The sequence below is a fragment of the Methylobacterium sp. P3_A11 genome, from assembly GCF_056403155.1.
In genome coordinates, this window is record NZ_JBFUGA010000138.1 from 1 (window position 1) to 13,076 (window position 13,076).

At 70.6% G+C, this 13,076-nt stretch carries 11 protein-coding genes and 1 pseudogene; 4 read left to right on the forward strand and 8 right to left on the reverse strand.

Annotated elements, in window-relative coordinates; genetic code table 11:
* The 3 genes and pseudogenes from AC1DXK_RS27680 to AC1DXK_RS27690 form a co-directional block, all read left to right on the forward strand.
* Nucleotides 1-295 (forward strand): annotated as a pseudogene (locus AC1DXK_RS27680) (FAD-binding domain-containing protein); the annotation flags it as partial.
* 82 nt (nt 296-377) lie between these two features.
* Nucleotides 378-983: an SOUL family heme-binding protein gene (locus AC1DXK_RS27685; protein ID WP_457106939.1), complete on the forward strand. Its 606-nt coding sequence runs from the start codon at nt 378-380 to the stop codon at nt 981-983.
* Nucleotides 984-1,260: 277 nt separating this feature from the next.
* A complete protein-coding gene (locus tag AC1DXK_RS27690; RefSeq protein ID WP_457106940.1) occupies nt 1,261-3,825 on the forward strand; it encodes a TonB-dependent receptor in 2,565 nt (854 codons plus the stop codon).
* Between the two features lie 406 nt (nt 3,826-4,231).
* Here the strand turns inward: AC1DXK_RS27690 and paoC are convergent, their stop codons facing one another.
* From paoC to AC1DXK_RS27730, 8 genes are all read right to left on the reverse strand, one after another.
* Nucleotides 4,232-6,451 carry an aldehyde oxidoreductase molybdenum-binding subunit PaoC gene (gene paoC / locus AC1DXK_RS27695; RefSeq protein ID WP_477299504.1) on the reverse strand — a complete coding sequence of 740 codons (2,220 nt, stop codon included), beginning with the start codon at nt 6,449-6,451 and terminating at the stop codon, nt 4,232-4,234.
* A 3-nt stretch (nt 6,452-6,454) separates the two neighbouring features.
* Complete coding sequence (locus tag AC1DXK_RS27700) at nt 6,455-7,405, reverse strand: FAD binding domain-containing protein (RefSeq protein ID WP_457106942.1); 951 nt, start codon at nt 7,403-7,405, stop codon at nt 6,455-6,457.
* Nucleotides 7,402-7,992, reverse strand: a complete 591-nt coding sequence (paoA, locus tag AC1DXK_RS27705) for an aldehyde dehydrogenase iron-sulfur subunit PaoA (protein ID WP_477299505.1) — start codon at nt 7,990-7,992, stop codon at nt 7,402-7,404. Before paoA ends, AC1DXK_RS27700 begins: the two co-directional genes overlap by 4 nt.
* A gap of 363 nt (nt 7,993-8,355) precedes the next feature.
* A complete protein-coding gene (locus tag AC1DXK_RS27710; RefSeq protein ID WP_457106944.1) occupies nt 8,356-8,556 on the reverse strand; it encodes a hypothetical protein in 201 nt (66 codons plus the stop codon).
* A 136-nt stretch (nt 8,557-8,692) separates the two neighbouring features.
* Nucleotides 8,693-9,484, reverse strand: coding sequence for a putative bifunctional diguanylate cyclase/phosphodiesterase (locus AC1DXK_RS27715; protein WP_477299506.1), 792 nt, complete (start codon nt 9,482-9,484; stop codon nt 8,693-8,695).
* Complete coding sequence (locus tag AC1DXK_RS27720; protein ID WP_457106946.1) at nt 9,439-10,803, reverse strand: sensor domain-containing diguanylate cyclase; 1,365 nt, start codon at nt 10,801-10,803, stop codon at nt 9,439-9,441. The genes AC1DXK_RS27715 and AC1DXK_RS27720 overlap by 46 nt, the downstream gene beginning before the upstream one ends.
* A gap of 21 nt (nt 10,804-10,824) precedes the next feature.
* A complete protein-coding gene (locus AC1DXK_RS27725) occupies nt 10,825-11,154 on the reverse strand; it encodes an MHYT domain-containing protein (RefSeq protein WP_457106947.1) in 330 nt (109 codons plus the stop codon).
* 224 nt (nt 11,155-11,378) lie between these two features.
* Nucleotides 11,379-11,837, reverse strand: a complete 459-nt coding sequence (locus AC1DXK_RS27730; protein WP_457106967.1) for an NUDIX hydrolase — start codon at nt 11,835-11,837, stop codon at nt 11,379-11,381.
* 245 nt (nt 11,838-12,082) lie between these two features.
* Between AC1DXK_RS27730 and AC1DXK_RS27735 the strand changes: the two genes are divergently transcribed.
* Nucleotides 12,083-12,556, forward strand: coding sequence for a CYTH domain-containing protein (locus tag AC1DXK_RS27735; RefSeq protein WP_457106948.1), 474 nt, complete (start codon nt 12,083-12,085; stop codon nt 12,554-12,556).
* The last annotated feature ends 520 nt before the right edge of the window (nt 12,557-13,076 follow it).

A 13,076-nucleotide genomic window follows, 5' to 3' on the forward strand; every position in this document is an offset into this window, starting at 1 on the left:
CCTCGCCCACGCGGAGGGGGCGGCCGACCGGGTCCGCGCGGCCGACGCGGCTGCCCTGGCCGATGCCCTGGGCCGGGCGGAGGCCCATTTCGGCTGCGCGGCCGCGCCGGTGCGGGAGGGCTGGGCCGGCGACCTGCCCGTGGTGACGGCCTGGACCCCCGTCGGCCCCTCGGCGGACGCCCTGCCGCAGGGCTGCCTCCGGGTTCGCCGGGCCTGGGATTCCGCGGCCTGGCCCCGGGCGACCCGCGGCTTCTTCCGCCTCCGCAGCGCCATCCCCGACCTGATGGAGGCCTGACGCCGCAGGCGGGCGTCGCCCCGCGCTCGCGACGCCATGTGTCCGGGACAGCGGGACGACGCCCGCGCCCGGAGGTTCCGCCATGGACAGGGTCCTGTACGCGCTCGTCACGATCCTGGAGTCGGTGCTCGGGATCTTCGGCGTGCGGGCGCTCTACGAGCAGCCGGCCTACACGGTGGTCGAGCGCCTCGACCGCGGGGTCGAGATCCGGGGCTACGCGCCCCGTCTGGCGGTCGAGACCGACGCCCGCGGCCAGGGCGACGGCGCCGCCTTCGGGCGGCTGTTCCGCTACATCGCCGGCGCGAACCGGGCGGGCGCGCGCATCGCCATGACCGCGCCGGTAGAGAGCGACGGGCAGCGCATCGCCATGACGGTCCCGGTGGAGCAGGACGGGACCGGCACGATGCGGTTCTTCCTGCCGCGCGCGGTGGCGGCTGCCGGCGCGCCCGCGCCGACCGAGTCCGGGATCCGGCTGGTTGAGGTCCCGGCCGAGCGGATCGCGGCGTTACGCTTCTCGGGGCGCCTCACCCCGGAGGCGCGGGCCGCGCAGACGCGCGTCCTCACCGACGTGCTGTTGGCGGCCGGCCGGAGAGCCGACGGGCCGCCGTTCGTCATGGGATACGATCCGCCCTTCGCGATCCCGTTCCTGCGTCGGAACGAGGTGGCCGTCCGCCTCGCATCCCTGTGAGTTCCGGGGCCGGCCAGCCCCGGCGGTCGCGCCGGATCGGCCCGCCCGCGTTCGTTGCGCAATCATCCCGGGTAGATCGTCTGAATACTCCCAATACCTGGAGATAAGCTTCTGATTTTGTGATCTTTTGGACACATTGACCGCCATTCGAGCATCCGGACCGCAGAAAACGGGGATTAAACAAAATGTGAGTTGAGGTCCGGATCCGACCCGACATCAGTCAGGCTCGCGCAGCCGACGAGAAGCGGCGCGCCATGAAGTCAGGTTGGGGGAAGACATGCACGCCCTACGAGGCAGCTTGATCGCGTCGGTGGCCCTGCTGCCGGTGGCCGCCCAGGCTCAACAAGCCGTCACGCTCGGGGAGATCAGTGTCGTCTCGACGTCGCCGGTGGGTGCGGGCGGCGGCAATTCCAGCGGCGCCCAGATCCTCGACACCGACGCCCAGACCGCGCCGACGCTGCCGGCACCGGCCGGCGGGGTGCGCCTGCGCGGCGCCGAGCAGCCGCTCAACAAGATCCCCAGCACGGTGGAATCGGTCACGGCGCGGCAGATCGAGATCGACCGGGGCTCCGACAACGTGATCGCCACGCTGGCGCGGCAGACGCCCGGGGTGAACCTCAGCGACTCCCAGGGCAATTCGAACCGGGTCGATCTCACCTACCGCGGCTTCACCGCCTCGTCCGTGCAGGGCGTGCCGCAGGGGCTGGCGGTCTACCAGAACGGCGTGCGCATCAACGAGGCGTTCGGCGACGTCGTCAACTTCGACCTGATCCCGCCGCAGGCGATCCAGCGCATCGACGTGGTCACCGGCAACCCAGTCTTCGGCCTCAACGCCATCGGCGGCGCGGTCAATTTCCAGATGAAGAACGGCTTCACCTGGCAGGGCACCGAGATCTCGGCCTGGGGCGGCTCGGATGCCCGGACGGCCGGCTACGTCGAATACGGCAAGATCTCGGACAACTGGAGCTTCTACTTCACGGGCGACGGCCTGAACGACCGCGGCTGGCGTTACGAGAACCCGAGCACGATCGGGCGGCTCTACGCCGATCTCGGCTACCGCTCGCAGGATTCGGAGTTCCACCTGATCGGGCTGGCCGCCCGCAGCTTCTACGGCGCGGCGGCCGCCACGCCGGTGGACTTCACCCACATCGATCCGCGGGCGATCTTCACCAACCCCCAGACGCAGACGACCCAGGTCGGCTCGCTCCAGCTCACCGGCCGGGTCGACCTCTCGCCGACCTGGGACATCGCCGGCAACGCCTATTACCGGCGCTTCAGCGAGCGGTACGTCGACGGCAACCAGGGCAACTTCGAGAACTGCAGCAGCCGCGGCAGCTTCCGGGGCTTCCTCTGCTACCAGGACGACGCGTTCAACGTGAACGCGCCGCCGGCCAGCCAGGCGGCCGCCCGCCGCGCCTACGCCAACCAGTTCACGATCCTGGGCCTGAACGGCCGGCCGATCCCCTTCCGCAACGTCCCCTACGGAACGATCGACACCACCTTGACCGAGGCCGAGGGCTACGGGGGCTCGCTGCAGGCCACCAACCGCGACCGGATCCTCGGCCTGCCCAACACCTTCGTGGTCGGCGGCAGCGTCGATGCAGCGACGTTCGCGTTCAAGTCGCAGAGCACCCTGGGTGTCATCAACCCGGATCTGTCGATCACCACCGATCCAAACAACCCCTATTACGGGATCATCCCCGGGCTCGGGACCTCCTTCCTCCGGACGGCGGCCGCCCTCGGCATCGCCCCGACCTCGGTCACCGGGTCGACGCTGTATCTCGGCCTCTACGCCACCGACACGCTCGACCTCACCGACCGCCTGTCGCTCACCGCGGGCTTCCGCCTGAACTACGCGCGGATCGAGACGCACGATCAGACCACCTTCGCGCCGGACCTCAACGCCGCGCACGAATTCACCAAGGTCAACCCGCTGGCGGGCCTGACCTACCAGTTCGACCCGGCGCTCAACCTCTATGGCAGCTACTCGGAGTCGAACCGGGCGCCCACGCCCCTGGAGCTGTCCTGCGCCAACCCGAGCCAGCCCTGCCTGCTGCCGAACTCGCTGGTGTCCGACCCGCCGCTCAAGCAGGTCAGCGGCCGGACCTACGAGGTCGGCTTCCGGGGTGTGATCCCGAGCTTCCTGTCGGGCGGCGCACTCACCTACAAGGCCGGCGTCTTCCGAACCGACCTGACCAACGACATCATCGCGATCGCGGTCGGCGGCAACGCGGCGCGGGCCTATTACACCAACGTGCCATCGACCCGGCGTCAGGGCATCGAAGTCGGCGGTGAGTACGCCGTCACCCCCGACCTGATGATCTATGCCAACTACGCCCTGATCGACGCGACCTTCCAGTTCGACCAGACCCTGTCCTCCCCGAATAACCCGCTGGCCAATGCCGACGGATCGATCGAGGTGCGCAAGGGCAACAAGATCCCGCTCATTCCGGATCACCAGATCAAGGCCGGATTCGAGTACAGCATCACGCCGAACTGGCGGCTCGGGCTGAACGTGTCGGCCTTCTCCGCCTCCTATTACCGGGGCGACGAGTCGAACCTCAACCGCAAGCTGCCGGCCTACTACGTGATGAACCTGACGACGAAGTACCAGGTCACCAAGAATCTGGAGATCTTCGGACTGATCACGAACCTGACCAACAACCGCTACGCCACGTTCGGCACCTTCGCTCAACCGGGGGCGATTGCCGGCAGCCTGTCGATCAACGATCCGCGGACCACGACCCTGGCCCAGCCGCTGTCGCTCTATGCCGGCCTGACCTACCGGTTCGGAGCGGACCCGGTGCCGATGGCCCCGGAGCCGATCATCCGGAAATACTGATCCCGTTTCCGGGACACTGATGCGAGGCGCCGCGGGGGATGCGGCGCCTCCGCCCTGATGACGCGCCTGCCGTCCGCGGCCGGCCGGCGGGTCGCCTCGCTGCAAACCCAGGTGCCGGCGCTCCCCCCTCCGGTCACGAAGCGCCCCACGCCGTGCCTCTGCACCACCACTGCCGACCGCGGCGACGAGGGAAGGGCCTGAACGGCCCCCCGCCCAACCCTGCGCGATCTCCTGCGCAGGACCCTGACGGCGCGATCCCGGGCGACGCCAGCGCAGGGAACGGCGCCCCCGCCCGCGCCTACGACGCGGACGGCCGGCTCGTGATGCGAGCTTCGACCGCGGCGACCGTGAGAACGCGCCCTCGGGCAGCGGGGAGGTCCACGCCGGACGCCCCCCCGCGCCGCGCTCAGGCCGCGTCCGGCATGCGGTCGAGGAGCTTGTCGAGGGTGATCGGATAGTCGCGCACGCGGATGCCGGTCGCGTTGTAGACCGCGTTCGCCACCGCGGCGGCGATCCCCGAAATGCCGAGCTCGCCCACACCCTTCGCCTTCATGGGCGAGGACATCGGATCGACCTCGTCGAGGAAGATCACGTCCTGGTGCGGGATGTCGGCATGGACCGGCACCTCGTATCCGGCCAGATCGTGGTTGGCGAAGAAGCCGCGCTTCGTATCGACCGCCAGCTCCTCCATCAGGGCTGCCCCGGCGCCCATGACCATCCCGCCGATGACCTGGCTGCGGGCCGATTTCGGATTGAGGATGCGCCCGGCCGCGCAGACCGCCAGCATCCGCCGGACCCGGATCTCGGCGGTGTCGACATCGACGCCGACCTCGACGAAATGCGCCCCGAAGGTCGAGACCTGCTGCGACTTCGAGAACTTGCCGAACTCGATCGCGTCCTCGGCCACGARCTCGCCGTCGGCAGCGGCCTGGGCCAGCGGGATGGCGCGGTTGCCGGCGCGGACCTCGCCGTCCTCGAACACCGCGTCGGTGGCGTTGAAGCCGAGCTTCTGCGCGACCGCCTCCCGCAGCTTCACGCAGGCCGCGTAGACGCCCGCGGTCGACGAGTTGGCGCCGAACTGGCCGCCCGAGCCCGACGAGACAGGGAAGTCCGAGTCGCCGAGCCGCGCCACGACCCGGTCGAGGGGCACGCCCATCATCTCGGCGGCGGTCTGCGCGAGGATCGTGTAGCTGCCGGTGCCGATGTCGGTCATGTCGGTCTCGACCGTGACCGTTCCGGTGCCGTCCAGGCGCACCCGGGCGCCCGACTTCATCACCATGTTGTCGCGGAAGGCCGCCGCCATGCCGAGGCCGACGAGCCACTGCCCGTCCCGAACCTGACCCGGCTTCGGGTTGCGCTTGGCCCATCCGAACCGCTCGGCGCCGAGCCTGAGGCAGCCGACGAGGTCGCGGTGGGAGAAGCGCAGGTCCGGCTGGGTCGGGACGACCTGCGTGTCGTTGCGGATGCGGAACGCCACCGGGTCGAGGCCGAGCTTCTCCGCCATCTCGTCCATGGCGACCTCGAGCACCGCCAGACCCGGAGCCTCGCCGGGGGCGCGCATGGCGTTGCCCTCGGGCAGGTCGAGACGGGCGAGCTTCATGGCGGTCAGGCGGTTCGCCCCCGCGTAGAGGTACTTGGTCTGGTTGACCGCCGTCTCGGGATCGCCGTCCGGCAGGTTGCCGGAGGTGCTCTCGTGGGCGATCGCCGTGATGGTGCCGTCCCGCGTCGCGCCGATCCGGACCCGCTGGATCGTGGCCGGGCGGTGCGTGGTGTTGTTGGCGATCAGGGGACGCGTCAGCGCCACCTTCACGGGGCGGCCCGCCGCCTTGGCGGCCAGCGCCGCCAGCACCGCGTCGGCGCGCACGAACAGCTTGCCGCCGAAGCCGCCGCCGACATACGGCGCGTCGAGGCGGACCTTGTCCTTCGGCAGGCCGAGCATCTTGGCGAGGCTGCCGTGGCCCCAGCCGATCATCTGGTTGGCGGTCCAGAGCGTGACGCGGTCGCCGTCCCAGGCCGCCGTCGTGGCGTGCGGCTCCATCATGGCGTGGCTCTCGTCGGCGGTCGTGTAGGCCGCGTCGAGGGTCACGGGCGCCTGCGCGAAGGCCCCCTCGAAGTCGCCGACGCGCTCCTCGCCGTCGCCGCCACTGCCCTCGCCGCTCCCGGCCGGGACCGGCTCGGCGGTCTTCGCCGCCGCCGCGAGGTCGAAGGCACCCGCCTCGGGGGCGTAGTCGACCTCGACCAGGAAGGACGCCGCCCGGGCCTGCTCGAAGGTCTCGGCCACCACGACGGCGATCGCTTGGTGGTAGTGCTGGATCACGTCGCCGCCGAACAGGTAGGCGACGTTCATCACGCCGCGCTCGATCCGCGGCGTGTCGAGGGTGGTGACGACCGCGATGACGCCGGGGGCCTGCCGCGCGGCCGCGGTGTCGATGCCGCGGACGCGGCCCTTGGCGATGGCCGAGCCGAGCACGTAGCCGTAGGCGGCCTCGGGCGCCGCGTCGTGGCGCTCGTAGGCGTAGGGGGCGGTGCCGGTGGTCTTGTACTTGCCGTCGATGCGGTCGGTGGCGTGGCCCACGACCTTGAGGCGGTCGATCGGGTTCGGGCCGGCGGGGGTGTCGAACTTCATGGCTCAGGCCCTCGCTTGATTGAGCGCGGCGCCGAGGGTCCGCTCGGCGAGCTTCAGCTTGTAGGCGTTCTCGGGGGTCGGCTTGGCGCCGGCGAAGACCCGGTCGGTCACCGCCTTGGCGCCCTTCGGCAGGTCGGCCTCGGCCGCCTCGTCCCGCCAGGGCTTGGCGGCGACGCCGCCGAAGGCGACGTGCCCGGTGCCGTCCTTGGCCAGGATGGCGGCCACCGAAACCAGCGCGTAGGCATAGGAGGCCCGGTCGCGGACCTTGCGGTAGATATGCGTGCCCTCGACCGGAAGGGGCAGCGTCACCGCGGTGATCAACTCGCCGGGCTTGAGGTTCGTGTCGCGCTCGGGCGCGTCGCCGGGCAGGCGGTGGAACTCGGCGATCGAGATTTTTCGCGCGGCGCCCTCGGCGTCGATTGTCTCGACGGTGGCGTCGAGCACGCGCATGGCCACCGCCATGTCGCCCGGATGCGTGGCGATGCAGGCCTCGCTGCCGCCGATCACCGCGAGCTGGCGGCTCACTCCGTCCAGCGCCGAGCATCCAGAGCCCGGCTGGCGCTTGTTGCAGGCCTGGGCCGTATCGTAAAAATACGGGCAGCGGGTCCGCTGCAGCAGGTTGCCGGCGGTGGTCGCCTTGTTGCGCAGCTGGCCCGAGGCGCCCGCGAGAAGCGCGCGGGCGAGGACCCCGTACTCCTTGCGCACCCGCGGATGGGCCGCGAGGTCGGTGTTGCGCACCAGGGCGCCGATGCGCAGGCCGCCCTCCGCGGTCGCTTCCACCCTGTCGAGGCCGAGGCCGTTCACGTCCACGAGGTGGCGCGGGGTCTCGATCTGCAGCTTCATCAGGTCGAGGAGATTCGTGCCGCCGGCGATGAACTTGGCGTCGGGCGTGCGGGCCACGGCGGCGGCGGCCTCGGCAGGCGTATTCGGGCGCTCGTACGTGAAGGACTTCATGCCTGCCCCCCGGCGACTTCGGTCATCGCCGCGACGATGTTGGAATAGGCGCCGCAGCGGCAGATGTTGCCGCTCATGCGCTCGCGGATCTCGGCCTCGGTGACCCGGGGCGCGGCGTCGAGGTCGACGGTGACGTGGCTCGGGATGCCGGCCTTGATCTCCTCCAGGACGGCCACGCCCGAGCAGATCTGGCCCGGGGTGCAGTAGCCGCACTGGTAGCCATCGTGCTTCACGAAGGCCGCCTGCATCGGGTGGAGGGTATCGGGCTGCCCGAGCCCCTCGATCGTGGTGATCTCGGCACCCTGATGCATGATCGCCAGGGTCAGGCAGGCGTTGATGCGCCGCCCGTCGACGATCATCGTGCAGGCGCCGCACTGGCCGTGGTCGCAGCCCTTCTTGGACCCGGTCAGGTGCAGGTGCTCGCGCGCGGCGTCGAGCAGGCTGGTGCGGGTGTCGAGTTCGAGGGTGCGCCGCTCGCCGTTCACCGTGAAGGTGACCGTGGCGAGGACCGGCGCGTCGGCCCGGGCGGTGGTCTGTGTGGTGCCGGCACCCTGGTCCTGGGGCGCGGCGGCGGTAGCTCCCACCATCAAGTCTTTCTCCGGTTCAGATCGCAAGAGCAGGGACGGGGCGTCTCCGTGTCCGGGCCGAGGCCGCCGCCGACACGCGCCGGTCCATCGAGGACGGGATACAAGGGGACACACCGACACCCTGGATTGGCTCCAAGGTAGCGCCCACGCCCGCGATGGTCAGGGGTCGGGGGGATCGTCTTCGCAAAAATTGCAGGCCCCGAAGTCGGAGGCCGCGCGGTCGCCGGCCCGACCGATGACGCGACGCATGGGCAGCGGTCGCGTCGTGGCGCTGCGGGGCGCGCCCGGCGGCGGCCGGGCGTCGGCGCCAAACGAAAGGGCCGGCCCGAAGGCCGGCCCTCACGGTCCGCGCCGCGGGGATGCTTACTCGGCCGCCGTCATCTCGGCGGTGTAGTGGCCGCACCAGTCCTGGGCGGCGACCACCGGCCAGAGTCCCTTTGACTCGGGCGCCGGCTGGCTGACCGGCGGGTTGAAGCGGCACAGGCCGCCATCGTTCTGCGCGACGGCGCCATTGCCCTTGTGTTCGTCGAAGAAGCGGCAGGTCTCGCACGTGGCGTTCATCATCAGGCTCCTGTGGTGCCGGCGGCCGGGGGACGGTTCCGGCTGGAACGGAGAGGCTGGACCTTAGAAACGATCCAATCTGCCCAGCCAACGTCCCGTCCATCCGGCAGGTTCCCAACCCGGTGCCCGGCGCGGTCGCTCAGCCGACCGCCGACAGGATCGGTCCCGCCGGTGCCGACGCCTCCGCGGAACCGCCGACCGCCGCGGCGTAGTCGGCGATCGGGCGCGGCTTGCCGAACAGGTAGCCCTGCATCTCGCCGCAGGCCTCCTCGGTGAGAAACGTCATCTGCGCGTGGGTCTCGACGCCCTCCGCGACGACGCCCATGCCGAGGCTGCGGCCGAGGCTGAGCACGGCGCGCACGATCACGGCCGCCTGGGGTCCGGTCCCGAGCTGCGCCACGAAGGAGCGGTCGATCTTCAGCCTGTCGAACGGGAAGGCCTGGAGGGTGGCGAGGGAGGCGTAGCCGGTCCCGAAATCATCCATGCTGATCCGGATGCCGTAGCTCTTCAGGCGCCGGAGGATGCCGACGGCCCGCGCCATGTCGTTGATGATGATGCTCTCGGTGACCTCCAGCTCCAGGCGGTCCGGCAACAGTCCGGTCTCGGCCAGGATGGCCAGGACGGTCTCGGGCAGGTCCGGTTTCTGGAACTGCCGCGGGGAGAGGTTGACGGCGACCTTCAGGGGCTGCGCCCAGTGCGCCGCCTCGCGGCAGGCCTCGCGCAGCACCCAGTCGCCGAGCGCCACGATCACACCGGTCTCCTCGGCGACCGGCACGAAGACGCTCGGCGCGACGCTGCCGCGGACCGGATGGGTCCAGCGCAGGAGCGCCTCGAACCCGACGAGCGCACCCGTGTGGCCGTCCACCTGCGGTTGGTAGTGCAGGCTCAGGGTGCCGTCGTCCAGCGCCTGGCGCAGGTCGCGTTCGAGCACCCGGCGCTCCTCGGCCTCCTCGTCCATGGCGGGGGTATGGCGGGGGTGAAGATCCGGAACGTGCCGCGGCCCCCGGCCTTCGCGCGGTAGAGGGCGAGGTCGGCGCGCCGGTACAGGGGCTCCGCCTCCGTCCCGTGCTCGGGCGCCTGGGCGATGCCGATGCTGAGGCCGACGCCGATCCGGTGACCGGCCACGCTGAACGGACTCCCGAAGAGCGCGATCAGGCGCTCGGCCAGGACACCGGCCTCTGCCGATCCCCCGGCGGAGAGCACCGCGAATTCGTCGCCCCCGAGCCGGGCCACCGCGCCCTCCCCCGAGATCGCCCGAAGGCCGGCCGCCACGCGCCGCAGGAGCTCGTCTCCGGCCTGATGGCCGAGGCTGTCGTTCACGCTCTTGAAGCCGTCGAGGTCGAGGTACAGGATCGCGCAGGCGCCGCCGCGCTGGATGAGGTCCGCGAGGCTGCGCTCGAGGGTCTCGTGGAACAACGCCCGGTTCGGCAGGCCGGTGAGCACGTCGTGGCGGGCCAGGCGGGCCACCTCGGCCTCCGCGGCCTTCCGCTTGGTGATGTCGGTGAAGGTCCGCACGAAGCCGCCATCCGCCAGGGGCACGGTACGAATCTCGAGGACGAGGCCGTTCGGCCGCGCCCGCTCGTGGACCTGGGTCTGCCCGGCCTCGCCGCGCTCGATCCTGGCCCGGATCGAGCGATCCGGGCGCCGGCGCTCGCGGCGACGGGCCTCGTGGCGCAGTACCGCCCGGTAGTTCGGCTGCGCCTGCATCATCGGCCGGGGCAGGTCGAGGAGCGCCAGCGCCCGCTCGTTGCACACGCGCACCACGCCGCCCGCATCGACCATGATCAGACCCTGGTCCATGCTGTCGAGGGTGGCGTCGAGCAGCAGGGCCTTCTCCCGCAGCATGCGGCCCTGACGGGCCAGGGCGGTGTTGATCCGGCGCAGATGGTCCAGCATCAGGGTCAGGGCCGCGAAGGCCAGGATTACCGCCATCATCGCGGCGATGCCGCCGGCCAGCACACCGCGGGCGAGGCCGCGCTGCGGGACCGCCTGGGCCGGGTCCGGCACCACCCGGGCGGCCGCCATGGCGAGGAAGTGCAGGATCGCGATGGCGAGGGTCAGGACGGTGGCGGCGGCGAGCCGGGCACGGCCACCCGCGCTCCCGACATGGATGGCCATCCCGACCGCCGCGAGCAGGCAGCCCGCCGCAATCGCCGTGACGGCCAGGGCCGGATCCCAGGTGAAGTGGCCCGGCAGCCGCACGCCGGCGATGCCGAGGAAATGCATGCCGGTGATGCCAACCCCCAGCACCAGGCCGGAACCGGCCCCCGCTCAGGACCGCGGTGCGGTCCGGGCGAACAGGAAGGCCCCGGTGGCCGCCGCGACGGCGACGACCAAGGAGAGCAGGGTCGTGCGCGGCGCGTAGCCCAGCACCACGCCTGGATCGTAGCCGAGCATGCCGATGAACTGCGTGCTCCAGATCCCGGCCCCGATCGAGAATCCCGACGCCAGGAGCCAGATCGGCCGGTACCCGTCCGTGCCGAGCTGGACACGCTGTTCCAGCCGCAGACCGACCGCGCAGGAGATCCAACACACGCAGGCCGCCAGCGCGACCACCCGACCGGTGTGTTCCTCGCTCAGGCCGGCGAATGCGCGATACATCGAGGAGCCCCGGCCATCTGCGATGGACGGAAGCCTAGCGTAAGAATACCAATTAGAAGTTGCATATTGACCGACCGATCACGGAAGCGCGATCGTCGGCGGACTGCTTTCGCGAGGAACGCAGCCCTATTGGGCTGTCCGGTTACCGATCGGGATTGGATCCCGGGTTCGGCGCGGCAGCCGATCGTCGCCCGATGTGGAGCCTGGTGGCCGCCCGGTCGCCTTCAGAGGCGGCCATCGCCCCGCCGCGCCGCGAAACCCACCAGCAATTGCTGGAGTTCGTCCTCGTGGACGAGACGTGCCGCCTCCTCGGGCCGGAACCATTGCAGTGTCCGCTGTTCCCGCTCCGGCCAGCGCTCGTGCTGGGCCTCGACCCGGAGCGGGTAGACGCGCACCCTGCAGGGGAAGGCGCGCCCATGATCGAACCGCTTCTGATAGTGATACCGGCCGACCGGGTTCGCCGCGATCTCTCCCTCGAGCCCGGCCTCTTCGTAGGCTTCCCGCTGGGCGGCCTGATGGGGCTTGCGGCCGGTCATCGGCCAACCCTTCGGGATGATCCAGCGCCCGGTGTCCCGCGAGGTGATCAGAAGGATCTCGATCCGACCATCCGAATCGACGCGAAACGGCAGGGCCGCGACCTGCTTGAGCGGCTTGACGGGCGCCTTCTGGAGCAGCTTCTTCAGGCTCGGCCGCTTGGATGCCGTTTTCAGTTCTGACCTCGGGACTGTGAGGGGACGGGAGTTCTGCGGATGTTTCTGCAGGGGATGAACACCTGGCGCTTTGATATAGTTTAACACATTCGAATTGCAGCAGGCGCGGATTGCCATCGAGCCATGCCTGTAACGCGGCGCTCAACCTTCGCCGGCGAGCTTGCCTTGGGGCGGGCAGTCCGCGAAAACTTCTGCATCATACGGCCACGAGGCGCGGCATGCCTGTCGAGATTGAGCGCAAGTTCATCGCGAACCCATCGGTTCTGGCGCTGTGCCAGGCAGGGATCCCACTCGTTCAAGGCTATCTCTACACCGATGCGGCCAACACGATCCGCGTCCGTCGCGCCGGGGAGCACACCTTCGTCACGTGGAAAAGCCCGCGCCGCGGCGTCAGCCGGGACGAGGTTGAGTTCCCCATCGCGCCGGAGGACGGCGCGGCGCTCCTCGCCACGGTGCCGCCGGAGCGGCGGCTGGAGAAGACTCGCTACCGGATCGCGCATGCCGGCGCGGTCTGGGACGTCGACGTGTTCGGCGGGGCGCTCTCGGGCCTGATCCTGGCGGAGATCGAGCTGACGCACGAGGATCAGCCGGTAGATCTGCCGCCCTGGGTCGAAGGGGAGGTCACCGACGACGCGCGCTACCGCAACTCGCGGCTCGCCGCGGGACGGGTGCCGGAGCGGCAGGCGGCCTGACCGGCACGGCGTCCGTTAGAACGAGGACCCGAACATCCGGAAGCGTCCCCCAATTTGAACGGGATGCCCCGGAGACTGATCACTTGGACGCAGGCCGTTACCGCCGGCGTACCGCGCCCACGCTTCGTCGGATGGGCCGAGGCGATCGTGGTCGGCATCTGCGCCGACGACCGATTGAGCCGATTCTGGACTCGGTGGAGCCCCTGGCCGAGGACGTCGGGGTCACGGCCTGGATACAGCAGCGGGCGCCCAGCAGAGTTGTGAGGCCTGGCTGCGCGGATGGCTCGAAAACGTCAGGCCGTTCTTCGCCTGACGGCAGGATCGAACGGCAGCCGTCCTCCCCCGGGGATTCAGCGAAGAAAATGCGGGAGCCGGCGCTTCCAGCGTTCGCCGGGGCGCAACTCGGCCGCCCGCCGCCCTGTCGCACCCCGCGGCGATGGCCCCTGACCGGCCGCGGCCGGCACGGGCGGCGCCTCGTCGACGGGCGGAGCCGGCGGTGCGATCGGACGCGGTCGCGAGA

What these genes read in the sequence shown, in the direction of transcription:
- AC1DXK_RS27685 (WP_457106939.1), top strand. Translation starts at nt 378, where the DNA reads ATGGACAGGGTCCTGTACGCGCTCGTCACGATCCTGGAGTCGGTGCTC.
- AC1DXK_RS27690 (WP_457106940.1), top strand. Translation starts at nt 1,261, where the DNA reads ATGCACGCCCTACGAGGCAGCTTGATCGCGTCGGTGGCCCTGCTGCCG.
- AC1DXK_RS27700 (WP_457106942.1), bottom strand. Translation starts at nt 7,405, where the DNA reads ATGAAGTCCTTCACGTACGAGCGCCCGAATACGCCTGCCGAGGCCGCC.
- paoA (WP_477299505.1), bottom strand. Translation starts at nt 7,992, where the DNA reads ATGGTGGGAGCTACCGCCGCCGCGCCCCAGGACCAGGGTGCCGGCACC.
- AC1DXK_RS27710 (WP_457106944.1), bottom strand. Translation starts at nt 8,556, where the DNA reads ATGATGAACGCCACGTGCGAGACCTGCCGCTTCTTCGACGAACACAAG.
- AC1DXK_RS27725 (WP_457106947.1), bottom strand. Translation starts at nt 11,154, where the DNA reads ATGTATCGCGCATTCGCCGGCCTGAGCGAGGAACACACCGGTCGGGTG.
- AC1DXK_RS27735 (WP_457106948.1), top strand. Translation starts at nt 12,083, where the DNA reads ATGCCTGTCGAGATTGAGCGCAAGTTCATCGCGAACCCATCGGTTCTG.